Raw genomic sequence first — 21,634 nt, 5'->3', positions numbered from 1 at the left:
CATGAGCGTATCAGCCAACGCACCTTTGATCGAAGTCAGGGATCTCGGCGTCCGGCTCAACACCAGCCGCGGGCCCGCGCAGGCCGTTCGCGGCGTCAGCTTCGCGCTGAAGCGCGGCGAGACCCTCGGCCTCGTCGGCGAATCCGGATGCGGCAAATCCGTCACCGTGCTCGCGCTGATGGGCCTGCTGCCCGAGAGCGCCGTCATCAGCGGCAGCATCCGCCTCGATGGCAGCGAGCTGGTGGGGCTGTCGGATACGAATTACTGCAAGCTGCGCGGCAACCGCATCAGCATGATCTTCCAGGAGCCGATGACCGCGCTCAATCCGATGCACACGATCGGCCGTCAGGTGGCCGAGCCGTTGCGGCGCCACACCAATTGCTCGGCGGCAGAGGCGCGCAAGGAAGCCATCGCCTTGCTCGATCGTGTCGGCCTTCCCGATGCGGCAAAACGCGTCGATTCCTATCCGCATCAGTTCTCGGGCGGCCAGCGCCAGCGCGTGACCATTGCCATGGCGCTGGCCTGCCAGCCCGACGTGCTGATCGCCGATGAGCCGACCACGGCGCTCGACGTTACGATCCAGGGACAGATCCTCGATCTGATTGCAGACCTCGTTGCCGAGCGCGGCATGTCGATGATCCTGATTTCGCACGATCTCGGCGTCATCGCCGAGAATGTGCAGCGTATGATCGTGATGTATGGCGGCACCGTCGTCGAGAACGGCGCGACGAATGCCGTGTTCACGCGCATGGGGCATCCCTATACGCAGGGTCTGTTTCGCGCTCGCCCGCGCCTTGGTGCGCGGAAGGGCACAAGGCTGAAGACCATCGCCGGCACCGTGCCCGAACTTGCCGATCTGCCCGCCGGCTGCACCTTCGCTGACCGTTGCGCGATCGTCGAAGATCGTTGCCGTGTGGCGCTGCCGGCCGCAGTGGACGTCGGCGCCGGCCATGGCGTGCGCTGTCTCAGGACGGATGTTTCGATGGCCGAGGCGGTTGGAGCGTTGGGCGCATGACCATGCTTGAACAGACGCCGCCACCCGCCGAGCAGCCGCTGCTCGATGTGAAGGATCTGATGCAGCGCTACACACTGCCGCGCGAAAGCATGTTCAAGCCGGCCGGGCAGGTGCATGCGCTCAACGGCGTCACCGCGCAGGTGATGGCAGGCCGAAGCCTTGGCGTGGTCGGCGAGTCCGGATCGGGAAAGTCGACCTTCGCGCGGCTGGTGATGGCGCTGGAACAGCCGTCGTCGGGCTCGGTGTCGCTGATGGGCCGTGACCTGCACCGGATGCCGGCTGACGAGTTGCGCCGCGCCCGGCGTGATTTCCAGATGGTGTTTCAGGATCCCTATGGCTCGCTGGACCCACGACAGACCGTTGCACGTATCGTCGCGGAGCCTTTGACCGCGCTCGGACGCATGGATCGCGCCACGCTGCGCCAGCGCGTTGCCGGCGTGCTGCGGCAGGTCGGGCTGCGCGACGCCGACATGGACAAGTTCCCGCATGAATTCTCCGGCGGCCAGCGCCAGCGCATCGCGATCGCGCGTGCGCTGATCACCCAGCCAAAACTGATTGTCGCCGATGAGCCGGTCAGTGCGCTCGACGTCTCCGTGCAGGCGCAGGTGCTCAATCTCCTGCAAGACCTGCAGGACCAGTTCGGGTTGAGCTACGTCCTGATCAGCCACGATCTCGCGGTGGTGGATTATCTCTGCGACGAGATCGCGGTGATGTATCTCGGCCGGATCGTCGAGCAGGGGAGCCCTGAGGATCTGTTCGCGCATTGCGCCCACCCCTACACGCGGGCGTTGCTCGAGGCCGTGCCGCGCGCCCGGGCCGGCGGGGTACGCCGCCGCCGCGGCGCCCAACAGATCGCTTCGCAGTCGACCGGCGCGACAGGATGCGCCTACGCATCGCGCTGTCCACTGGCCGACCAGCATTGCCGCGACACCGCGCCGGCGCTGCGCAACGTCGGCACAGCGCACCTTGCCGCATGCCACCACGCCAAGGCCGTGATGGCGCTGCCGCCGGTCTCGGCGGAGGGTTAGCCTTTTACACGGGACTGCACTAAAATTGTCTGAGATATTCGGGGGAGTAACATGCTGAAAAAACTGACCATTGTCGCGGTGGCCGCCGCGTTCGCCGCAACGCCGCTGCCGAGCTTCGCGCAGGGCAAGAAGGACAGCGTCGTCATGGGCATGGGGCTGGAGCCGCCGGGGCTCGATCCCACCAACGCGGCGGCTGCGGCGATCGCCGAGGTCACGCTCTACAACCTCTATGAGACGTTGACCAAGATCAACGAGGACGGTTCGGTATCGCCGTTGCTCGCCGAGAGCTGGCAGGCGTCGGCCGACCTGAAGACCTATACGTTCAAGCTCCGCAAGGGCGTCAAATTCCATAACGGCGAGCCGTTCGATTCCGCGGCGGTAAAGTTCTCCTATGAACGCAACGCGGTGCCGACCAGCACCAACAAGGACAAGAGCCTGTACCAGGCGTTTGAGCAGGTCACCGCGCCCGATGCGGAAACCATCGTGGTCGTGCTCAAATATTCCGAACCGAACTTGCCGTTCCTGCTGGGGCAGGCGGGCGGCTCGATCGTTGAGCCGAAGAGCGCGCCGACCAATGCGACGCAGCCGGTCGGCACCGGACCCTATACGCTCGGCGCCTGGGCCAAGGGATCGTCGATCACCCTGAACAAATGGCCGGATTATCGCAACGCCGCCGCGATCAAGCTTTCCAAGGTGACCATCCGCTTTGTCAGCGATCCCTCGGCGCAAGTCGCGGGGCTGTTGTCGGGCGACGTCGACGCGTTTCCGCGTGCCGCAGTGGCGCGCAGCGTGGCGCAGTTCAAGGCCGATCCGCGCTTCAATGTGTTGATCGGCGGCTCCAAGGCCAAGACCATCGTCGGCATCAACGAACGGAAGAAGCCGCTCGACGATGTGCGGGTTCGCCGCGCCATTCTCGCCGCCATCGATCGCAAGGCGATGATCGACGGCGCCGTCGATGGCTTTGGCGCGCCGATCGGCAGCTTCTATACGCCGGGATCGCTGGGTTACGTCGACACGACAGGCATCAATCCCTACGACCCCGAAAAGGCCAAGAAGCTGCTGGCGGAAGCGGGCGTGAAGACGCCGCTGGAGCTCAGCCTCAAGCTGCCGCCGCCGCCTTACGCGCGGCAGGGCGGCGAAGTCCTCGCAGCCCAGCTCGCCAAGGTCGGCATCATCGCCAAGATCGAGAACGTCGAATGGGCGCAGTGGCTGTCACAGGTGTTCGCCGGTAACGGTCCGCACAATTTCGATCTCACCATCGTCTCGCATGTCGAGCCGTTCGACCTCGTGAAGCTGACCGAGTCCGACTACTATCTCGGCTACAACAACGAAGCCTTCAACGCGCTCTACCAGCAGATCAGGGCAACACCGGCCGAGGCCGAGCGCGCCAAATTGCTCGGCGACGCGCAGCGCATGCTGGCGACCGACGCGGTCGCCGGCTTCCTGTTCCAGCCGCAATGGATCACCATCGCGAACAAGAAGCTGAAGGGCGTGTGGAAGGAAGTCCCGCAATTCGAGAACGACTTCTCCGCCTGGGCCTGGGAATAGCCGCGGCGGACACGTGCGACGGCGCGGGATCATGTTGCGCAGTCGTACCGCTGCGCCGTCGCGGCCGATCATCCCGAAGGAACATGGAGGCAGGTGCTGGATCGTGGCCTGCTCCCGCGCTTGTTGATCGGCACGTTGCAATTGTCGATCCGTTGCTCGTCCATCCACTTTCTGCCCATGCGCTCTTTTCCGGTCAGCGAGGGCCCGTTGGCGGGTACAGCGGTCTCGGCATTTGGTGCGGTTTGGTCAGGCTGCCTGTCCTGGGCAAAGGCCGCCGATCCCAAACACGTAGTGAAAAGAACAGTGATCAACCCTCGCTGAATCGGTTCCATAGCTGGCCTCGCCAAAAGGGTCCGGGTTTCAGATTAAACATGTCAGGATTCACGTAGCCACCCGGAACCTGCAAGCAATGGGTCGGTTGCCTCTCACACGTCGTGCGTGCTTCACGAGAACAGGAGAGACAGATGAAAATGAAACAGCTCGTGATTGCCGGTTGCTCCATCCTGGTTTTGAGCACCGGCGCAGCATTGGCTGGTCCCTGTGACACCGGCCGCGCCGCCAGCCTGAAGGACGCGGGCTCCGGCCCCGCCAAGATGGGCGACAGCCAGACAACGGGTATGGCCGGCAACACCGGTCAACATCCGCCGACCGACACGATGAATCGAACGACCGGCGACGTTGCAGCGTCTTCGCAGGATACGCAGCGGCAGATGCAAGGCGAGCCGACGGCTGCACAGCAGGCCGAAGGCGCCAAAGAAGGTGCCAAAGCTGATAGCAAGGCCGCGGACAAGGATTGCTGAAGGCTGAGCTGAAGGCGGTGACGGAGTGTCGCCGCTTCGGCAAGCACGTCAACAACCCGTCCGAAGTCTCCGCCTTCGCCGGTCGGCTTCGGAAGGTAAATCGAATTCGCGAAGCGTGATCGATTCGATGCATGCGTCGATCCGCCCCTCGCGTTTGCCTGCCTTGTCCAAGAGCGAAGTAGCTTTGTCCAAGAGGGAAGTTTCTGACGTCAGGCGTGTCCAAAATGCTTCAGCGATTGACCTTCCGAGCTTGCGCTATGTTCGAGGTCAACCTAGTTTTGGTGCCGGCACGAATGTCGTGCCAGCACTGCTTGGGAGAAACCCTGATGAGTTGGAAAACTCCGAAGATTGTGGAAGTGCCGGTGGGCATGGAAATCAACATGTACGCCTGCGCGGCGCGTAAATAACAAACGCGTCGAACGGTCTGCCCGGCTCCGGCAACAGCTTGTCGCTGCGGGCCGGGCAAGCTGTCCGATCCCAAGCTGTATGATTCCTGCAAGTTCTCCACAGCCTTCAGCAAGCAGGGCGCGGATCCTGCCAGAGTGGATATCGCCAAAGTGGACAGGAGCCCCTGTAGACGGCCGCCGGAAGGCGGTCCGGTCCTGATTCCTCTCTCTCCCGCCTGTATTCCACATGTTCCCATGGCTCGCCGACGGTCCCCGCATCATGCTAGGGTATGCCCTCGGCTGACGCCGCCGGACTTACCCGTTCAACCCCGTGACCCGCTGAATGCGAATATCCACGCGTGCAAAGACTTTTCAGGCGGCGGTCGTGTCTCTTGCTGTGCTGTTGCCGGCCTGCGTCCATGCCGAGGGCATCGATACCGAGCATCTGTTCGGCTTCATGATCGGCACCGATGTCGGCAATGTCGGCGAACGGGAGTTTCAAAGCGAGACGACCGGACGCTTCGGCAAGAACGGCGGGCGTTATCGGGCCGTCGGCCAGGAGTTCGAACTTGAGTTTGTGCCTGTCCGGAATTTTCGAATCGAGATCGGAAGCGCGTTTGCGTCACACCTGATCAGTGGCGTGCCAGGTCTTGACGACCAGCGCCGGCTATCGTGGCAGGGTGGGTCGCTCGATCTGCGCTACCGCTTTCTCGATCGGGAAACGGCGCCATTCGGGCTCACGTTCGCGGCGGAGGCGCACGCCCATCGGGTCGATGAGACGACGGCTGAAACGGTCCGGAGTTTCGGAACGGAGTTCAGGCTGGCGTTCGACCGGGAGCTCGTGCCGGACCGCGTCGTCGCGGCGTTCAACCTGATCTACGAACCGGAGTGGACGCGCTTTGTCGGCAGTGGTGTGATGGAGCGGGAATCCACCGCAGGAGCGGCGCTTGGGCTAATGGCGCAGTTGGGTCCCGGTTTCCTCCTGGGCGGTGAAGCGCGTTACTTGCGGAAATACGAGGGGATCGGCCTGGAGGAACTTGCAGGACAGGCGTTGTTTGTCGGTCCCACCGCGTATTTCCAGTTGTCGAAAAGCTCGCGACTGACCGCGAGCTGGAGCATTCAGGCCTGGGGGCGTCCGGCGGGGTCAACTGCCAGCCTTGATCTCGTCAATTTCGAACGCCATCAGGCCCGGTTGGTATTTGGCGTTAACTTTTAGGGCTCTGGCCGGATTTCCGGCTTTCACGGTGTAGTGAAACTTTCCGCCACCTGTTACCGTAGCTTTTTGCGTTATCTATTCGGGAGCAATTCAAGGGATCTCAGCCATGACTGCGATAGATTTGATCGTGACCGTCTGTGCGGTGCTCTCGCCGACCACCTGCGAGGAAACCCATCTGGTCTTTTCTTCAGATGTTTCGTTACGGCAGTGCGTCATGGCGGCGCAGCCCTACATCGCGCAGTGGGTTGGCGAGCATCCGAAATGGACAGCGGTGAAATGGCGCTGCGAATATCCGCGTAACAACCAAAAGGCATTCCAGGATGCCGTGTGGTCCGCAGGCTGAACCATCGTCGGCGAGGAGGCCGTAGCGGCTACTTGTTGCAGTCCTTCAAATCCTTGTCCGCGATCGAAAACACGGCGTCGGCCTTGATCTCGATGCCGCGCACGAAGCAATGTTTCGAGCCGCGATAGCCGACCTTGGCGTCATAGCGTCCTGGCTCCACCCCCGTGATACGCAGGCGTTCGTCGTGGTCGACTTCCTTGTCCTTGTCGTTCAGGGTCTGGTTGGGACCCCAGTCGCTCTTTCCGGCGGGGGAAAGCTGAAACTCCGAAATGGTCGCGGTGGTCAAATTCCACAATCGGACGCCTTTTCCCTGCGCGGCCGCTTCATTGGCGCTCGCTGACAGCAGGGCCACCAAAGCCAGAGTCCATCGCATCGGGCAATCCTTTCATCGCGGAATGTTCAGAGCCGTCATTGCTTTATCAGACGGTCTCGATTTTTGGCCTTATCGAAATTTCTCGCCCGGTCGAGGCCGATTGGGGCGATCAACCTGGCTGAATCGAGATCGGCACCGTCGAAATCGGTATCGATGACGGTGATACCGGTCAAGTCGGCTCCTCCGAGCTGGGCTCCCTTGAGAGAAGCGCTGGTGAGGTCGCTGCCCTTCAGCGCGGCAAATTCGAGATCGACACGCGACAGGTCGGCACCGCGCGCATTCAGCCGTTCCAGATTCGCGGATCTTAGTATCGCGCGCATCAGGCCCATCGACTGGTTACGCATGTCGGCGCCCAAATTTGCGTCCGCGATGGAAGCTCCGACGAGGCTAGCGCCGGTGAGATCAGCAGCGATGCGTGCGCCCGAGAGATCGGCGCCGTCGAGGCGGGCGCGAGGCATCTGCGAAGCGAACAGGTTTGCGCCCTTCAGGCTTGCGCCGGTCAGGTCCGCCTCGAGCAGCCATGCCTGGTCGAGGATGGCACGGTCGAGTCTGGCGCCGGCGAGCTTTGTCTTGTTGAGCCGTGCCGCGCGGAAAATCGCGCCGGACAAATTCAGCCCGGAAAGGTCGAGGCCGGATAATCTCTTTCCTGTAAAATCGGCTGGCGCGGCGGTGGTCGCCGCAGCGAGCGCTGCCTCGACCTCTCCCCGGGTCATTTCGGCCGAGACCATATCGGGCGACGACAGGTCCACGTGACGCATCATGTCCTGCGCTGTCGCCGTCATAGTCACAAGAGCAAGACCGAGAGCTGCGATTCCGATCGAGCGTTTCATCGTCAACCCCGTCGATGCTGCATGTTAGCACCGGTTTCGGGCGCTGCCTATGAGGTATCCCGCTCGGCGGGATCGCCATTGATCCGCCGCGTGACGTCTGACTTGATCGCAGCGATTTCGGCCTCTCGCCGAGCGCTGCGCGGGGTGCGGATGGGCAGGTCGGCGAGAATCCGAGCCGGGCGCGGCGACAGCAGGAACAGGCGGTCGCCGAGGCGAACCGCGTCGTCCACGTCATGGGTAACCAGCAACGTTATCATGGAACGGCCGTCCATCAACATGGCAATCTCATCGCGCAGACGGGCGGCGAGGGCGGCATCGAGCGAGGCGAGCGGCTCGTCGAGAATGAGGAACTCCGGCTCGACGGCGAACGCGCGGGCGAGCGCAACGCGCCGGGCGAGGCCGAGCGATAACTCGCCGGGAAAGTGGTTGCGATGCGCCTTCAGCTCGAGAATCTCGAACAGCGCTGAAAGCTTCGCTTCATCGGCCAGGGGTGCAACAAGTCGCACATTTTCTTCGACCGACCGCCAGGGCAGCAGCCGCGGCTCCTGGAAGACGAAGCCTACCCGTGCGCCGACCGGGCGCGAGACGCGCCCTTGAAAGTCGTGGTCGAGGCCGGCGAGAATCCTGAGCATCGTACTCTTGCCGCAGCCGGATGGACCGACCAATACACCAACTTCTCCCGCATCAAGTGCAAAGGCCACGCCGGCGATCACGTCGTGCTGTTCGCCCGCCGCGCTCTTGAACGTCTTGCTGGCGATATCGACCTCAAGCCGCACGGGGACGCCACCGGGATAGCCGGGCCTCAAATGGCTGCACCAATACGGTTTCAATGAGGAGCACGACCACAGCGAAGCTCAGTGAATAAGCAAGCAATAGCGGAATGTCGAACAGCTGGAACGCCACGCCAATCTCGAAACCAACCCCGTTCGGACGTCCGAGTAACTCCGCAACAAGGACGATCTTCCAGACCAGGGAAAGTCCTGATCGCGCAGCGGCTGCGATGTAGGGCGACAGTTGCGGCAAAATAACGTGCCGGAATTTCTTCCAGCGCGACAACGCAAATACGGTCGCCATTTCGTCGAGCGCCGCATCGAGGGCGCGCGCGCCCTCGCGCAGTGTAACGACTGCGGTCGGGAGTTTGTTGATGGCGATTGCCGCAATTGCCGCGACTTCAGTCAATCCAGCCCAGATGTAGGCGAGCACGATGACCACGAGCGCCGGCAGATTGAGCAGCAGGATCAGCCAGGGGTCGCCCAGCCGATCGGCAAGCCGTACCCGGCCCATCAGATATCCGATGGCGGCGCCCAACGACATTGCCAGCGTGAAGGCGAGCGCAACGCGCGCCAACGTCACGCCGAGATGGAAGAATAAATTACCCGATCTGGCTTCCGCAATCATGGCCGCGAGCACGGTGGGGGGAGGCGGCAGCTTCGCGTCACCGGCAAGCAGCGAGCCGATCCACCAGGTTGCAAGCAGCACGGCGAATGACAGCAGACGCGGCACCTCAGCCTCCTGGGATCGCGTGATAGAATGTCCCGGAATCGAGTTCAGGCGCCGGCCCGACAAGTTCGCGGCCGCCGATCTCAGCCAGCACGCGGTAGAGGATGCGTGCGTCGGCTTCTTCGTCGGCGACCGGGCGGCGCGGAATTCCCTCCCGATAGCGGTCGCGATAGGCGCGCAGCGTCGCAGCGTCGGGAGCGCCGGTCAGCGGCGCAATTTTCTCCCACTCCGCATCCGAGGTCGACAGGATCTCTTTCGCGGCGCGGGTCATGGCGATGAACCGGGCAATTTTATCCTGGTTTGCGTTCGCCCATTTCTCGTCGAAGGCGTAGCCGATCATCGCGGTGCGGCCCTTGGCGCCGAGTTTCGGCAGCAGATCTTCAATGCCGGCGATGCGGCGAAAACCCTTCGCTTCCAGTCCGGCGCAGAAATTCCAGTAGTTCAAGGTCGCATCCATTTCTCCGCTGAGCGTCTTCGCAGCCAGCAGCGGCGGCGCGCCGTACGCGATTTCCGCCTCCGACTTCAGGTCGATGCCGCTCTTCTTCAACCACGCCAGCAGCAACAGCCAGCTCTTGTCGATCGGGCCTCCCGCGACGGCGAGCTTGCGACCCCTGAGATCGGCCAAGGTCTGGATCGAAGATGCGGCGGGTACCATCACGGCGCCGAGCGCGCTCGAGTACGGGTAGAACGTCAGCTTGGCGCCAAGCCCGCGTTCGCGCGACACCCAAAGCCAGTCGGTGACCACAATGTCGGCATTCCCGGCGCGAAGCGCGATCTTGCCCGCCTCGGGGCTCGCCAGTTCGAGAATCTCAACCGAAAGGTTGGCCCGCTTGTCGAGGCCGTGCGCGCGGATCACCGCGAGTTCCCAGGCGAATGTTCCGGTCTTCTGCACCGCAACGCGCAAAACCTCGGCGCTGCAGCAGGTGCCGAGCGAGACCGAAACAATCGTAGCGAGCAGCAGGCGAACAAAAAACTTCATGATGCCGTGAGCCGTTTCCTCGAACATCCGCTTTTCTGTGGGACAGTCATAGCATAGCTTCCACAATTACTAGCGGGAGGAAGACGATGACGCTTGTCGGATCGGTACGACCTATTGTCGCCGTGTTGACGGCGCTGTTGACGATGACAGCGATCACGCGCGCCCAGGAAATCAACGATTATCCGACGTCGGCGCGCGTCGAATACGCGTTTGGCTGCCTGAAAGCAAACGGCGAGACCCGGCAGGCGATCGAGCAATGCTCCTGTTCGATCGATGTTATCGCTTCGCTCGTGCCTTTTGAGCGGTATGTCACGGCGGAAACCGTGCTCAGCATGTCGCAGGTCCGGGGAAATCTGGGCGGGCAGTTCCGCACGTCAGAGCAGGCGGCGAGCGCGCTCAACGAGCTCAGACGAGCCCAGGCCGAAGCGGAAGTGCGCTGTTTCTGAGGGGCTCCAAGTGGCCCCGAATCAAATCCCGGAATCGTCGATCTTCCATTCACGCTGGAAGACGTGTCCCTCGGTATCCTTGGCCTCGGCGCGGAAATGTTTCGCGCCGTTCGACACGTAGGTGAACCTGATATTGGGATCTTCCGAAATTGAAATGCCGCCTTCCATCGTCAATACCAGGCTGTCGTCCTGCCAAAGCCGCAGCGCATTGACGAAGAAGGCCGGGACATACAGTTGCGTGACCTGGTCCATCTGCAGGCCGGAATTGTTGGGGTGCCCGATCATGATCTGGGCCTCGCGCGCGCCGCTGGCGGGACCTTCGCCGGCCTTTCCGAACTGCCGGTAGCGCATCTGGCCGAGCCTGCCCTTGGCCTCGTCGGCGTTCTTGGCGGCAGGCGCCGAACAGCCGCCGGACGCCTTCACATAGGTCTTGGTCATGTAGAGCTTGCCATCGCTCAGTTCGGCCACCGCATGAACATCGGTGTAATTGTTGACGCGGACGCGGGTGGAGATCTCAGACACTTTGGCGTCCGGCCCGAGCTGGAATTTCGCTGCCATCGGCGCGGGGTTCTGGTCGATCACCAGCGTAATGTTCAGCACCTGCCTGCTGTCGCCGGGCGACAGCTTCGTTCGCAAGGTCACCGGCACGATGGCGGCATCCTCGGCACGGAACGGCATTTCGATGGCGATCACGTCGTTGCCATCGTTCATCGGACGGTTGTTGAAGATGTCCTGGACCAGACCGGGCCAAGGGTCATTCGCCTCGGCCGCAAGCGCCAGCGGCGCGCCGAACAGCAACAGGCCAGCGACGCCGAACAGGCGGAAAAGAGATCCCGGCATGCACCACCTTCACAGGGATGAAAGCAACGAACGGAATATAGGGCAATACGCGCGCTATTCCCATTCAATTTCCGAAAATGCTGCGGTTGCGTTGCGGGTGTTGAAGTCGTCGAACAATTCCCACCGGGATCGTTCCGAGCCCGCTGCCGTGCCCGCCGCCGCTATCGGCTTGCCGCTTGCGATGAGCCCGCGCACGTCTGAGGCCAGCTTCTGGAGGTAGCGGCGCTCGTCGGCGAGGGCGGCCGGCCATCCGCTCACAGGGCCGTGACCGGGAACCACGCGTTCGGCGGGCAGGGCGCCGAGCTCGTCGAGCGCGCGCAGCCAGCCGCGGATGCTGCCGTCCAGCACGGGCGTGTGGGCCAGAAACACGAGGTCGCCCGCGAACAGGGTTCCGGATTTTTCATCGACCACCGTGAGGTCGCAGTCGCTATGCGCGGCTGGCCACGCCCGCAAGACGAGGGGGCGTTTGCCGAGATCCAGGTTGAGCGTGCCATTAACGAGCAGCGTTGGCGGCACGATGCGGATCTCATCGATCAACTGATCGCCCATGGTACGGCGAAATGCGTCGAGATAGAATTGTCCGCGCGCGGCCAGCGCGCGTGGCAGGTTCGCGTGGCCGATAAAGCTCGTTCCGTCCTGCACGAAAGCGCCGTTGCCGAAAACGTGATCGGGGTGGCCATGCGTATTGATGACGTAGCGGATGGGCTTATCGGTCCGGGCACGAATGGCTGCCATCAGTTGTCGGCCCTCGCGGAGGCTGCCACCTGTATCGATCACAGCGACCGCGTCTTCGCCAACGATGAAGCCGACATTGCCGATCGCGCCCTCGTTCTCGCGCGTCATCTGTGCGGTTTTGCCATTGTGCACGAATACGCCATCCGCAATGGAATTGACGGGCAACTCCTGTTGCTGCGCCAACGCAGCTGTCGCAGAAGCGAGCATCGCTAGCGCGGCAAGGATCAATGAGGGATGAGCCATACTTCGGCCTCCGTCTTACCACGAAGCGCTGTGGGCAATTCATACTTCATCGGAGCCAGGTTTGCGTCGCAGCACAGGCAACGAGGCCGTTATCGGGATTATTCCAGTTGCACGCGCCAATTGACAAGCTTAGCATTTTGCTTGTCTGCGGCTTCAACGGAACTTCGTTCGTCGGGGTTGCCGATATTTTTCCGAAGTTGGCAACCATGGTGGGCCGGAAGTGCAGCAGTTTTCGATGACATATGCCGGACAAAAGCGTTGGCTGGCGATTGCAACATTGGCGGTCCTCGCCGTACTTGTCGGGCGCGATGCAGCGCGCGCGCAGATGAAGGAAACCGGCGATTTATCGATCGAGCTCGTCGATCCCAAGGTGCTGCGCGTCTGCGCCGATCCGCACAATCTGCCGTTCTCCAACGAGAAGGGTGAGGGATTCGAGAACAAGCTCGCCGAACTGTTCGCCGAGAAGCTGCAGAAGAAACTGGACTACATGTACTTCCCGCAGGCGACCGGCTTCGTCCGGATGACGCTCGGCGCCCATCGTTGCGATGTCATCATGGGCTTCCCGCAAGGCGACGACCTGGTTCAGGGCACCAATCCCTATTACCGCACCGCCTATGCGCTGGTCGCCAAGCAGGGCAGCGGCCTCGAAGAGGTGGCGACGCTGGAAGATGAGCGCCTGAAAGGCAAGCATATCGGCATCGTGGCCGGCACGCCGCCTGCCACGAACATGGCGGTCAACGGCCTGATGTCGAATGCCAAACCCTATCATTTGATGGTCGATACGCGTATCGACTCGTCAGCGGAGGCCATGATCGACGACCTGGTGTCGGGTAAGATTGATGCCGGCATTCTATGGGGACCGATGGCAGGCTTCTATGCGAAGAAGGCGAACCCGCCGCTTCATGTCACGCCGCTGGTGCAGGAAAAGACGGGTCCGCGATTGGCGTTTCGGATCGGCATGGGGGTGCGCGGAGCCGACCAGAACTGGAAGCGGGTGCTCAACCGCCTGATCCAGGAGAACCAGCCCGCCATCAACAAGATATTGCTGGACTTCGGCGTGCCCTTGCTCGACGAGAACGACCGGCCGATCGGCGCGGAGACGGCAACGAAAGCGCCATGAAGGAAACGCTCGCAGGCCTGATCCTTGCGGTATTCACCTTCATTGTCTCGACATCAGCGCAGGAAAGGCCTCCCGAGCCCGACGGGTACCGTATGGAAGACTACCGTGCGCCGGTACCCGCAACCCTTGCTGGCGCGCGCGTTCTCACAACGGCGGAAGCCGAGGCGATCTGGCGAGCAAAAGCGGCCGTGTTCATCGACGTAATGCCTCGCGCGCCAAAACCGCAAAATCTTCCCGAAGGCACGGTCTGGCGCGACAAGCCGCGGCCCAACATTCCCGGCAGCATGTGGCTGCCGGACACCGGCTACGGAAAGCTCGCGGCCGCGACGGAGGACTATCTGCGGCGCGGGCTCGTCCGCGCGACAACAGGCAACCGCGCCGCGCTGGTGGTGGTTTACTGTCAGGCCGATTGCTGGATGTCCTGGAACGCGGCAAAGCGAATCCTTGCATACGGCTATTCCAATGTGGCGTGGTACCCGGAAGGAACCGATGGCTGGGAGCGGGCCGGCCTGGCGGTGGCGCAGTCACAGCCGGAGCCGCGGACGGGTGAAGAGACTGCATTGCCGCGTTAGCTGCTATTCTATCTCCTGGTGAATCGTTCGCGCGAGCGCGAACAGGCGCTGGTCGATCGCCGTCGGCACTTCGCAGACGAATTTGATGACGTTCCGCCGGTCCTCGAAGATGCGCGTCTGCCAGACAAGCTGATTGCCGAGATCGTCGATCTTCGCCTGGTCGGGTGGCGTTTCGCTCTGCAGCGCCTGCAACGCAAGTGTGTCGCTGCGGATTTTATCCGCCGCCTCGCGCTGCTTGCGGGTGACGCGTTCCAGCCCGCTCAGAACCTGGGAGCGTTGGGCATTGAGGGAATCGAACAGGCCGGCAACCAGCAGTTTTCCGCTTCCGGTCTTGTCGGCTGCACCGTTCAGATATTGCGTGATTGCCCTTTGCGCTTCCTCGAGTGTGGTCCGCCTTGCCGCCAGCTTTGCGACCAGCGCGCTGACCTTGGCATCGTCCTTCCACTTGCCGGAGACGTCGTCGAGCGGTGGGCCTGCCCACACCGCGGCGAGCGAAATCTCGGGTACCTTGGCCTGGGCGCACGGCCAGTCCGGATAGCGCGGATCGGCGGCATGGCAGAATCCGCCGGTCGCCGTAACGGCGAGCCATACCGCGATCGCGGTCCGATACCTCATGTCTCGCCTCCGGCCGGCCCGCGGCGGATCAGGCCGCGCGATGGATCGTAGGCGAGGATCGCGCCAATCATGAAGACGATCGTGCAGCCGCCGACGACCGCGAGCGCGATCCAGTTGATTTGTCCGTACAGCGCAAAGCGTATCAGCTCCACGGCGTGCGTGAACGGATTGAACAGGCAGACATAGTAGAGCATCGGGCTGCTCTCCAGGATACGCCACAGCGGATAGAGCGCTGAGGAAGCGAAGAACATCGGAAAGATGACAAAGTTCATCACGCCCGCAAAATTCTCAAGCTGCTTGATGCCGGAGGAGATCAGCATGCCCAAGGCACCGAGCATCAGGCCTGATAGCACCAGCGCCGGCAGCACCGTGAGATAGCCGGCCGGCGGCGGCGCAATATCCCAGAACCAGGCGATCAGCAGGAAGGCATACACCTGAAGCAGCGAGACCGCGGTTCCCGCCAGCAGCTTGCAGGACAAGAGATACCATCGCGGCAGCGGGCTCACCAGCAGCGTCCGCATATTGCCCATCTCGCGGTCATAGACCATGGAGAGCGAGGACTGCATGCCGTTGAAGAGCTGGATCATCGCCATCAGCCCCGGCGCGATGTAGACCTCGTACAGGATGTAGGTTTCGTATGGGGGGATGATGGAGAGGCCGAGCACCTGACGGAAGCCGGCGGCGAAGATGAACAGCCACACCAGCGGCCGCACCAGCGCCGAGATGAAGCGTTCGCGCTGATGCAGGAAACGAAGCGCCTCGCGCCAGACAATGCCGCTCAGGCAGGTGAGATATTCGGCGGGAGAGAAGCCGCGCCGGACCGGCCTGATGGCTTCTGACGTCATGACGGCAAGCTCCCGCCCGGTGCGGTGGAGGTGGAGCCGGTCAGCCGCATGAACGCCGTGTTGATATCGCTGCCGCCGGTATCGGCGATAACCCGCGCTACCTTGCCCTGGGCCAGTACGCGGCCCTGATGCAGCACTACCAGATCATCGTTCGAACCGATCTCGTCGAACAGATGCGTCGCCCACAACACGCTTATTCCCTGTTCGGTAACGAGCTGGCGGACATGGTTGAGGATATCGGCGCGCGCCTTGACGTCGAGGCCGACGGTTGCCTCGTCGAGCAGCAGCAGACGCGGGCGGTGCAGCAGCGCCCGCGCAATTTCCAATCGCCGCATCTGGCCGCCGGAGAGGTCACGCACCTTGCTGCCGGCGCGGTCGGCAAGGCCGATGCGCGCCAGCACCTCGCGGCTGCGTTCGCGGGCATCACGCCTCGCGATGCCATGCAACGCGGCGTGATACAGCAGGTTCTGCGTCACCGAAAGGTCGAGATCGAGCGTGCGGGGCTGAAACACCACGCCGAGCAGCCGCAATGCTTCGCCGGGCGCACGCGCGACGTCATGGCCGAAGATCCCGATGTGCCCGCGCTGGATTCCGAACAGCCGCGTGACCAGCGAGAACAGCGTGCTCTTGCCGGCGCCGTTCAGGCCGAGCAACGCGGTGAAGCTTGCCGGTGCGACGGTAAAGCCGATGTCGATCAGCGCCTGTCGGGCGCCATAGGAATGGCTGACGCCGTCGATCGACAACGCAGGTTTCTCCGCGGCTTCGGGCCGGGAGGAGACGTCCCGCTTATCGTTACCGGTGGAAAGTGCGTCAGTGGCCGTCATGGTTGTGCAATCGTGATACCCCAGGGCAGTTCGCCGACCTGGATCGTCTTGATGACCTTTTGCGCGGCGACGTCGATCACCGAGACGTCGTTCGACACGCCGTTGGTAACCATCAGATATTTCTCGTCCGGGGTGAATGCCATGTGCCAGACCCGCTGACCCACCAGCAGATATTTGGTGACCTTGTGGCTGGCGGCATCCACGACAGCGATGCGATTGGCAGGGCCAAGGGCTACGAAAGCGGTCTTGCCGTCCTTGGTCATGCCGATGCCGACCGGCTGGATGGCTTCGCTCCGGAGGCCCGGAATGTTGAATGAAATCTTGTCCGTCACCACCCGCTTGACCGGATCGATGATCGAAACCGTGCCGCCGATCTCCGACGACACCCACACTTCGGAATTATCGCGCTTGAACTCGGCGAAGCGCGGGCGTGCATCGACCAGGACGTTGGCGACGATCTGGCGCGTCGTGGTGTCGATGAAATGCGCCATGTTGGTCGTCTCGGACGTATTGATCAGGATCTTGCCGTCCGGGCTGATGGCCATGCCCTCCGGCTCGACGCCGACCTGGATCTCGCCGAGACGGGCGCGCTTCTCGACGTCGATGATGGTCACCGTGTTGTCGTTTTCGTTGGCGACGTAGAGGATCTTGCCGTCAGCATCGAGAGCGAACAGTTCAGGGTCCGGGCCGGAGGGCAGGGTATCGACGACCTCCTGCTTCGCAACGTCGATGACCTGAATGCTGTCGTCGTCGCCGACGGCAACGAACACAAACTTTCCATCCCTCGTGAATTCGATGCCGCGCGGCCGCTGGCCGACCTTGATGGTCTTGGTGACGGCCCAGCTGTCGGTATCGATCACCGTTACGGTGTTGCTCTTCTCGTTGGACACATAGGCGATGAAGGCCGAGGCGGGGGTCACCGTCGCGAGCAGGAAAGCCACTCCGGAAACCAGGCAATGACGCCACATACGCAATCCATCCTCCTTCATTGCAGCTTGCACTTGGTCTCGGGCCGATCGGTGCCAAGCGTATCGAGCTCCGAGACCTGGTGCAAAAATCCCTCCTGCGGCGAAACCGAGACCACCATGCGCCCATCGACCAGCAGGATTGGCTGACGAAGCTGCAGGTTCCAGTCCCGCAGCGTCAGCCGCCGGCCCTTGAAGGCCGCAATGGAAAAGTCGGGCCCTTTTAGGAACGCCGATACCGCCTTTGGGTCACCCGATTTCGTGCGCGACGCCGCTTCACCGATCATGCGCGCTGCCGTCCAGGCTTGCATGTCCAGTGCGGTCATGTGTCGCGAGTTCAGTTTTGTAAACCGGTTCTGGATCTGGATCGCGCCCCACTGGTCCTGCGCGGCATGCCAACTGGTCGGAACCAGGCCTGCCGAGCCGGCAACCGGCCGCGGGTCCCAGGTGCGGTAGGGCAGGTAGGACGCGAATACCTCGCTTTCGTCCGCCGCAACCAGGACGTCATAGGCCGGCGCCTGCTGGGTGAATACCGGCATTTGCCGCTGGATCAAGGTCACGCCGCTATCGGTACGGCGGGCGCCGCCGGTATCTTCGAAAATTCGTTCCTGAACGATCTTGGCGCCGAAGCGCGTTGCCGCACGGCGCAAGGCGTCGGCATAGAGCTTGTCTTGGTCATGCGAGCCGACGACGAACAGCCAGCGCTTCCATTGCTTCCACACCAGATATTGGGCGAGTGCATCCGCGAGCATCGAGCGCGTTGGCGCGACATGGATCACATTGGCGCGGCAGTCCCGCTCGCGCAATCGGTCATCGATCGCGCCGGCATTCAACAGCAGCGTGCCGCGATCGCGAAGCGCGTCGGCAGCCTTCAATAGCTCGTCCGCCGAAAGGTCGGCGATGATGAAGCCGGTGCGCTCGGCGAGCGCTGCTGCGGCCTTCGCGACATCCTCACCGTCCCTCAGCCGGACTTCCTCCAGCGTGAAATGCTGGTTGAGGAACTTGCCTGTGGTGTTGTTGTCCTCGATTGAAAGGCGCGCGCCGGCAAGCCCGTCGTTCTCCGCCGGCAATTCGACGAGTGACAATTTCGCCTTGACGCCGGTGCGGCCGAGATAGCCGATGCCGATCTCGATCGGGTCGGCCGCGAGCACGGGAGTGGCCGCGACGCTCAAGCCGATCGCAACGACCAACCATCGGAACATGGCTTCTCCCTGACAGGTCTTCTCGAATTCGCCGTATGGCGGACCGTTTGACCTGAACCATGACCGAATTGTTTTGGCTTGCAACCCAATTCTCTGTGGGATGGCTCCACGCCGTTTCAGCCCTTCAGGCGCTCCGCGTGCCAGCGCAGATGATCGGACATGAACGTGGAGATGAAGTAGTAACTGTGATCATAACCGGGCTGCCGGCGCAAGGTGAGGGGGATTTTGGCTTTCTCGCATGCGCTCTGCAGCAACTCCGGACGGAGCTGCTCGGTCAGAAACTGATCGGCATCGCCGTAGTCGACCAATAGATCGGGCACTCTGGCGCCATCCTCGATCAACGCAACCGCATCGTGCTTGCGCCATGCTTGCCGGTCGCTGCCGAGGTAGCCGCCGAGCGCCTTGATGCCCCACGGCACCTGCGAGGGAGCGACAATCGGCGAAAACGCGCTTGCCGCGCGATAGCGGTCGGGATGGCGCAGCGCGACCGTCAGTGCACCGTGGCCGCCCATGGAGTGGCCGAGAATGGATTGTCGGTTGGGGGCGACGGGAAAATTTCCGGCGACGAGTTTCGGCAGCTCTTCCGTGACATAACTCCACATGCGGTAATTGCGGGCGAACGGCTCCTGCGTTGCATCGACATAGAAGCCGGCGCCTAGCCCAAAGTCGTAGGCATTGGCAGGATCGCCGGGCACGCCGTCGCCGCGCGGGCTGGTGTCGGGCGCAACGAAGATCAATCCGAGTGCGGCACAGGCGCTGCGGAATTCGCCCTTCTCCGTCACATTGGCATGGGTGCAGGTCAGACCGGAGAGATACCAGACCACCGGCAGCCTGACGCCGCCGGCGTGCGGAGGAACATAGACCGAGAAAGTCATGTCGGTCCCCGTTTCGCGACTGGCGTGTCGATAGACGCCTTGTGTTCCGCCGTATGACGTGTTGAGCGAAACGGTCTGCATGGTCATGATCTCAAAACTCCTGCGCGGCGCGGCACGCTCTTACGCCACGCCGCTTTCAATTGCCAGCCGTACCAGTTCGGCGGAAGTTCGTACGCCGAGCTTCTGGCGCATGATCGACGACGTATTGGCAACGGTTTTGTACGAGGAATGAACCATCCACGCGATCTCGGAAAGGCTCTTGCCGGCGCTGAGCAGGCGCAGGATCTCCATCTCCCGAGAAGTGAGCTTGGAAAGCGGGCTGCGGGCGAATGCAGGACCGGCGAACGCGATGCTGCGCGCGATCGCGGAGGGCAGGTACACCCCGCCTTTGCCGACTTCACGGATGGCCTCGACCAGATCCTGCGGATCGCCCGTCTTGGCCACATAGCCCTTGGCGCCGATTTCGATGGCGCGCGCGGCGAAGACCGGATCGTCGTTCATGCTGAACATGATGATCCGAGCGGAAGCAGCGCGCGCAAGAATGCGCCGCGCCAGTTCGAAGCCCGACACGGTCGGCAGGTTGATATCGATCACGCAGATATCGGGACGCTCAGTGACGAAGGCGCGTTCGCCGCTTTCCGCATCGGCAGCCTCCAGCAGCACGACTTCCGGTTCGTCGGCAAATACGGTACGGCAGCCCGAAGCAACGATGGGATGATCGTCGACGATCAGAACACGCATTGAATCGATCCCCGAACTGCTTCCGTTGCATTGTTGCATCGCGTCAGGCCGTACTGACGCCGCGCGAGGTCGAATATGCAACACCCGCGAGATTGCTGTACGCTTCAATCTGATCGTCGGTTTTTCGACTGTCAACGGTCCTCTCGACGGAGGAACTGATTGCGACGCGATTGGGGCAAACCTCATGTGGCAGAAATTATCGTTGCGTGGGCGGATCAACTTGTTGCTGGCATTGGGTCTGACGCTCGGTCTGGCCATCAATATCGCGCGGCTGGTGGTTGAGGCGGGCCCGCGTGTTCGGGCCGAGGATCAAAGCGTCATACGGCTGGCGCGCGAATTCGTGGAGACGATTGTTCCCGGCCTGAACGAGGCGTCGGACCCGGATGCGCGGCTGAACCAGATCGTTCGCGACCTCAGCCGGCTCCGGCACGTCAGCATCGCGCGGCAGGGCGATACCTCCGCAGGCGAGGGCTCCGGCAACGGCGATGACGAACGGTCGCCGCCGGCATGGTTCATCGCGCTCGTTCATCCGGAAACGACCGCGGTGAGCGTCCCCATCACCATCCACGGGAAGCCGCAATCGCTCGTGATCACGTCGCATCCGAATGATGAAATGGCCGAGATCTGGGATGGGATCGTAACCCAGCTTGCGATCGGCTCCGCCATTGCGATCACCCTCTTTCTGGTGATGATGACGGTGGTTGGGCGGGCGCTGGCGCCGCTGCAGGCGCTTTCGCAGGCCATGGCGAACATCGAGGCCGGGCAATATGGTTCGCGCGTCGAGCCCGGTGGCGCGCCCGAACTGGCGGCGCTCTGTGCCAAGCTGAACCACCTTGCCGGCGCCCTCGGCGAGGCCGTCGAGGACAAGCGCCGGCTCGCCGAACGCACGGTCTCGCTGCAGGATATGGAGCGCAAGGAGATTGCGCGCGAGCTGCACGACGAATTTGGGCCCTATCTCTTTACGCTGCGCGCCCACGCCGGCGCGCTGATGCGGCTTTCGGAAGACGGGCGCGCGGCGGGCGCGGATGCGCAGCGCAAGCATGGCGCCGCCATCCTGGAGCAGATCAATGCGCTCCAGCAGTTCAACCGCCGGATACTGGAAAAGCTGCGGCCCGTCGGGCTGGCGGAGCTTGGACTTGGCGAGGCGCTTGGCGTGCTCTTGCGGTTGTGGCGGGAGTCCCGTCCCGACGTAACCATCGATGCGAACATTGCGTGCGCGCCGGAACAGACCGGAGAAGTCATCGACTTGACAGTTTACCGCATCGTTCAGGAAGCCCTGACGAACGCGTTCCGCCACGCCGACGCGACTTCCGTCAGCGTCACGGTCGAGCAGGCCGCGGGAATGGATGGAAATCGCGGCTGCGCCCTGGTGCGCATCAGCGACAACGGCCGTGGTCTGGCGCCGGATCACAAGCACGGCTTCGGCCTGATCGGCATGCGCGAGAGAATATTGGCGCTGGGCGGAACGCTGAAAGTCGTCTCCGGCCACGGAGGCGTGACGGTGGAGGCGGTCGTCCCGCACGGATCGCATCATTAATGGTGGATTCGAAGCGCGGATCGGGAATTGCTCCCGGTCTGTTCCGGGAGGAATGC

At 62.7% G+C, this 21,634-nt stretch carries 25 protein-coding genes; 11 read left to right on the top strand and 14 right to left on the bottom strand.

The genetic code is table 11. From position 1 onward, the window contains the following. Position 1 precedes the first annotated feature (1 nt). From V1293_RS10685 to V1293_RS10655, 7 genes are all read left to right on the top strand, one after another. Positions 2-1,015, top strand: coding sequence for an ABC transporter ATP-binding protein (locus V1293_RS10685; RefSeq protein WP_334509207.1), 1,014 nt, complete (start codon positions 2-4; stop codon positions 1,013-1,015). Positions 1,016-1,017: 2 nt separating this feature from the next. Then, positions 1,018-2,043: an ABC transporter ATP-binding protein gene (locus tag V1293_RS10680; protein ID WP_442894342.1), complete on the top strand. Its 1,026-nt coding sequence runs from the start codon at positions 1,018-1,020 to the stop codon at positions 2,041-2,043. A gap of 51 nt (positions 2,044-2,094) precedes the next feature. Continuing rightward, positions 2,095-3,591, top strand: a complete 1,497-nt coding sequence (locus V1293_RS10675) for an ABC transporter substrate-binding protein (protein ID WP_334509203.1) — start codon at positions 2,095-2,097, stop codon at positions 3,589-3,591. Between the two features lie 470 nt (positions 3,592-4,061). Continuing rightward, a complete protein-coding gene (locus tag V1293_RS10670) occupies positions 4,062-4,391 on the top strand; it encodes a hypothetical protein (RefSeq protein ID WP_334509201.1) in 330 nt (109 codons plus the stop codon). Positions 4,392-4,717: 326 nt separating this feature from the next. After that, positions 4,718-4,798 (top strand): pyrroloquinoline quinone precursor peptide PqqA, encoded by an 81-nt coding sequence (pqqA, locus tag V1293_RS10665; protein ID WP_072824652.1) that lies wholly within the window; start codon positions 4,718-4,720, stop codon positions 4,796-4,798. A 322-nt stretch (positions 4,799-5,120) separates the two neighbouring features. Beyond that, entirely contained in the window at positions 5,121-5,993 is an 873-nt protein-coding gene (locus V1293_RS10660) for a hypothetical protein (RefSeq protein WP_442894228.1), read from the top strand. A 106-nt stretch (positions 5,994-6,099) separates the two neighbouring features. Beyond that, the gene (locus V1293_RS10655; RefSeq protein WP_212420591.1) at positions 6,100-6,336 is read left to right on the top strand and encodes a hypothetical protein; all 237 of its coding nucleotides are present in this window, start codon (positions 6,100-6,102) and stop codon (positions 6,334-6,336) included. A 28-nt stretch (positions 6,337-6,364) separates the two neighbouring features. On the opposite strand, the gene V1293_RS10650 is transcribed toward V1293_RS10655, so the two are convergent. Genes V1293_RS10650 through V1293_RS10630 form a run of 5 tightly spaced genes read right to left on the bottom strand, consistent with a single transcriptional unit; the run spans position 6,365 to position 10,018 of the window. After that, the gene (locus V1293_RS10650; protein WP_334509195.1) at positions 6,365-6,709 is read right to left on the bottom strand and encodes a hypothetical protein; all 345 of its coding nucleotides are present in this window, start codon (positions 6,707-6,709) and stop codon (positions 6,365-6,367) included. A 35-nt stretch (positions 6,710-6,744) separates the two neighbouring features. Continuing rightward, positions 6,745-7,539 carry a pentapeptide repeat-containing protein gene (locus V1293_RS10645; RefSeq protein WP_334509192.1) on the bottom strand — a complete coding sequence of 265 codons (795 nt, stop codon included), beginning with the start codon at positions 7,537-7,539 and terminating at the stop codon, positions 6,745-6,747. A 47-nt stretch (positions 7,540-7,586) separates the two neighbouring features. After that, the gene (locus tag V1293_RS10640) at positions 7,587-8,315 is read right to left on the bottom strand and encodes an ABC transporter ATP-binding protein (RefSeq protein WP_334509190.1); all 729 of its coding nucleotides are present in this window, start codon (positions 8,313-8,315) and stop codon (positions 7,587-7,589) included. After that, the gene (locus tag V1293_RS10635) at positions 8,305-9,042 is read right to left on the bottom strand and encodes an ABC transporter permease (protein ID WP_334509188.1); all 738 of its coding nucleotides are present in this window, start codon (positions 9,040-9,042) and stop codon (positions 8,305-8,307) included. The genes V1293_RS10640 and V1293_RS10635 overlap by 11 nt, the downstream gene beginning before the upstream one ends. Before the next feature lies 1 nt (position 9,043). Next, positions 9,044-10,018 carry an ABC transporter substrate-binding protein gene (locus tag V1293_RS10630; RefSeq protein WP_334509186.1) on the bottom strand — a complete coding sequence of 325 codons (975 nt, stop codon included), beginning with the start codon at positions 10,016-10,018 and terminating at the stop codon, positions 9,044-9,046. An 86-nt stretch (positions 10,019-10,104) separates the two neighbouring features. On the opposite strand from V1293_RS10630, the gene V1293_RS10625 reads away from it, so the two are divergent. Then, positions 10,105-10,464 carry a hypothetical protein gene (locus V1293_RS10625; RefSeq protein ID WP_334509184.1) on the top strand — a complete coding sequence of 120 codons (360 nt, stop codon included), beginning with the start codon at positions 10,105-10,107 and terminating at the stop codon, positions 10,462-10,464. Positions 10,465-10,485: 21 nt separating this feature from the next. Here the strand turns inward: V1293_RS10625 and V1293_RS10620 are convergent, their stop codons facing one another. Then, positions 10,486-11,304 carry a quinoprotein dehydrogenase-associated SoxYZ-like carrier gene (locus tag V1293_RS10620; RefSeq protein WP_334509183.1) on the bottom strand — a complete coding sequence of 273 codons (819 nt, stop codon included), beginning with the start codon at positions 11,302-11,304 and terminating at the stop codon, positions 10,486-10,488. Between the two features lie 54 nt (positions 11,305-11,358). Further along, entirely contained in the window at positions 11,359-12,246 is an 888-nt protein-coding gene (locus V1293_RS10615) for a quinoprotein relay system zinc metallohydrolase 2 (RefSeq protein WP_442894341.1), read from the bottom strand. A 271-nt stretch (positions 12,247-12,517) separates the two neighbouring features. On the opposite strand from V1293_RS10615, the gene V1293_RS10610 reads away from it, so the two are divergent. Beyond that, positions 12,518-13,402, top strand: coding sequence for a substrate-binding domain-containing protein (locus V1293_RS10610; protein ID WP_334509179.1), 885 nt, complete (start codon positions 12,518-12,520; stop codon positions 13,400-13,402). Next, the gene (locus tag V1293_RS10605) at positions 13,399-13,974 is read left to right on the top strand and encodes a PQQ-dependent catabolism-associated CXXCW motif protein (protein ID WP_334509178.1); all 576 of its coding nucleotides are present in this window, start codon (positions 13,399-13,401) and stop codon (positions 13,972-13,974) included. The genes V1293_RS10610 and V1293_RS10605 overlap by 4 nt, the downstream gene beginning before the upstream one ends. A 3-nt stretch (positions 13,975-13,977) precedes the next feature. Here the strand turns inward: V1293_RS10605 and V1293_RS10600 are convergent, their stop codons facing one another. The 7 genes from V1293_RS10600 to V1293_RS10570 all read right to left on the bottom strand — a co-directional run bounded on the left by V1293_RS10600 (position 13,978) and on the right by V1293_RS10570 (position 20,041). Beyond that, positions 13,978-14,589 carry a hypothetical protein gene (locus tag V1293_RS10600; RefSeq protein WP_334509177.1) on the bottom strand — a complete coding sequence of 204 codons (612 nt, stop codon included), beginning with the start codon at positions 14,587-14,589 and terminating at the stop codon, positions 13,978-13,980. Then, positions 14,586-15,434, bottom strand: a complete 849-nt coding sequence (locus tag V1293_RS10595) for an ABC transporter permease (RefSeq protein ID WP_334509175.1) — start codon at positions 15,432-15,434, stop codon at positions 14,586-14,588. Before V1293_RS10595 ends, V1293_RS10600 begins: the two co-directional genes overlap by 4 nt. Further along, complete coding sequence (locus tag V1293_RS10590; protein WP_334509173.1) at positions 15,431-16,258, bottom strand: ABC transporter ATP-binding protein; 828 nt, start codon at positions 16,256-16,258, stop codon at positions 15,431-15,433. Before V1293_RS10590 ends, V1293_RS10595 begins: the two co-directional genes overlap by 4 nt. Then, a complete protein-coding gene (locus tag V1293_RS10585) occupies positions 16,255-17,226 on the bottom strand; it encodes a YVTN family beta-propeller repeat protein (protein ID WP_334516692.1) in 972 nt (323 codons plus the stop codon). The genes V1293_RS10590 and V1293_RS10585 overlap by 4 nt, the downstream gene beginning before the upstream one ends. Before the next feature lie 17 nt (positions 17,227-17,243). Beyond that, positions 17,244-18,425 carry an ABC transporter substrate-binding protein gene (locus V1293_RS10580; protein ID WP_334509169.1) on the bottom strand — a complete coding sequence of 394 codons (1,182 nt, stop codon included), beginning with the start codon at positions 18,423-18,425 and terminating at the stop codon, positions 17,244-17,246. A 116-nt stretch (positions 18,426-18,541) separates the two neighbouring features. Beyond that, positions 18,542-19,387 (bottom strand): S-formylglutathione hydrolase, encoded by an 846-nt coding sequence (fghA, locus tag V1293_RS10575; protein WP_334509167.1) that lies wholly within the window; start codon positions 19,385-19,387, stop codon positions 18,542-18,544. 33 nt (positions 19,388-19,420) lie between these two features. Continuing rightward, the gene (locus V1293_RS10570) at positions 19,421-20,041 is read right to left on the bottom strand and encodes a response regulator transcription factor (RefSeq protein ID WP_334516691.1); all 621 of its coding nucleotides are present in this window, start codon (positions 20,039-20,041) and stop codon (positions 19,421-19,423) included. 184 nt (positions 20,042-20,225) lie between these two features. Between V1293_RS10570 and V1293_RS10565 the strand changes: the two genes are divergently transcribed. After that, a complete protein-coding gene (locus V1293_RS10565) occupies positions 20,226-21,578 on the top strand; it encodes an ATP-binding protein (protein ID WP_334509164.1) in 1,353 nt (450 codons plus the stop codon). Positions 21,579-21,634: the final 56 nt, after the last annotated feature.

Source organism: Bradyrhizobium sp. AZCC 1693 (genome assembly GCF_036924745.1).
Taxonomy (GTDB): Bacteria; Pseudomonadota; Alphaproteobacteria; order Rhizobiales; family Xanthobacteraceae; genus Bradyrhizobium.
This window is presented reverse-complemented; position numbering and strand designations above follow the sequence as displayed.

Excerpts from the sequence above, each read along its gene's own strand:
- V1293_RS10680 (WP_442894342.1), top strand. The coding sequence starts at position 1,018 with ATGCTTGAACAGACGCCGCCACCCGCCGAGCAGCCGCTGCTCGATGTG.
- V1293_RS10585 (WP_334516692.1), bottom strand. The coding sequence starts at position 17,226 with ATGTGGCGTCATTGCCTGGTTTCCGGAGTGGCTTTCCTGCTCGCGACG.
- V1293_RS10580 (WP_334509169.1), bottom strand. The coding sequence starts at position 18,425 with ATGTTCCGATGGTTGGTCGTTGCGATCGGCTTGAGCGTCGCGGCCACT.
- V1293_RS10595 (WP_334509175.1), bottom strand. The coding sequence starts at position 15,434 with ATGACGTCAGAAGCCATCAGGCCGGTCCGGCGCGGCTTCTCTCCCGCC.
- V1293_RS10625 (WP_334509184.1), top strand. The coding sequence starts at position 10,105 with ATGACGCTTGTCGGATCGGTACGACCTATTGTCGCCGTGTTGACGGCG.
- V1293_RS10620 (WP_334509183.1), bottom strand. The coding sequence starts at position 11,304 with ATGCCGGGATCTCTTTTCCGCCTGTTCGGCGTCGCTGGCCTGTTGCTG.
- V1293_RS10655 (WP_212420591.1), top strand. The coding sequence starts at position 6,100 with ATGACTGCGATAGATTTGATCGTGACCGTCTGTGCGGTGCTCTCGCCG.
- V1293_RS10670 (WP_334509201.1), top strand. The coding sequence starts at position 4,062 with ATGAAACAGCTCGTGATTGCCGGTTGCTCCATCCTGGTTTTGAGCACC.
- V1293_RS10630 (WP_334509186.1), bottom strand. The coding sequence starts at position 10,018 with ATGAAGTTTTTTGTTCGCCTGCTGCTCGCTACGATTGTTTCGGTCTCG.
- V1293_RS10685 (WP_334509207.1), top strand. The coding sequence starts at position 2 with ATGAGCGTATCAGCCAACGCACCTTTGATCGAAGTCAGGGATCTCGGC.
- V1293_RS10660 (WP_442894228.1), top strand. The coding sequence starts at position 5,121 with ATGCGAATATCCACGCGTGCAAAGACTTTTCAGGCGGCGGTCGTGTCT.
- V1293_RS10610 (WP_334509179.1), top strand. The coding sequence starts at position 12,518 with ATGACATATGCCGGACAAAAGCGTTGGCTGGCGATTGCAACATTGGCG.
- V1293_RS10590 (WP_334509173.1), bottom strand. The coding sequence starts at position 16,258 with ATGACGGCCACTGACGCACTTTCCACCGGTAACGATAAGCGGGACGTC.
- V1293_RS10645 (WP_334509192.1), bottom strand. The coding sequence starts at position 7,539 with ATGAAACGCTCGATCGGAATCGCAGCTCTCGGTCTTGCTCTTGTGACT.
- V1293_RS10650 (WP_334509195.1), bottom strand. The coding sequence starts at position 6,709 with ATGCGATGGACTCTGGCTTTGGTGGCCCTGCTGTCAGCGAGCGCCAAT.
- V1293_RS10605 (WP_334509178.1), top strand. The coding sequence starts at position 13,399 with ATGAAGGAAACGCTCGCAGGCCTGATCCTTGCGGTATTCACCTTCATT.
- V1293_RS10565 (WP_334509164.1), top strand. The coding sequence starts at position 20,226 with ATGTGGCAGAAATTATCGTTGCGTGGGCGGATCAACTTGTTGCTGGCA.
- V1293_RS10615 (WP_442894341.1), bottom strand. The coding sequence starts at position 12,246 with ATGCTCGCTTCTGCGACAGCTGCGTTGGCGCAGCAACAGGAGTTGCCC.
- V1293_RS10675 (WP_334509203.1), top strand. The coding sequence starts at position 2,095 with ATGCTGAAAAAACTGACCATTGTCGCGGTGGCCGCCGCGTTCGCCGCA.
- fghA (WP_334509167.1), bottom strand. The coding sequence starts at position 19,387 with ATGACCATGCAGACCGTTTCGCTCAACACGTCATACGGCGGAACACAA.
- V1293_RS10570 (WP_334516691.1), bottom strand. The coding sequence starts at position 20,041 with ATGCGTGTTCTGATCGTCGACGATCATCCCATCGTTGCTTCGGGCTGC.
- pqqA (WP_072824652.1), top strand. The coding sequence starts at position 4,718 with ATGAGTTGGAAAACTCCGAAGATTGTGGAAGTGCCGGTGGGCATGGAA.
- V1293_RS10600 (WP_334509177.1), bottom strand. The coding sequence starts at position 14,589 with ATGAGGTATCGGACCGCGATCGCGGTATGGCTCGCCGTTACGGCGACC.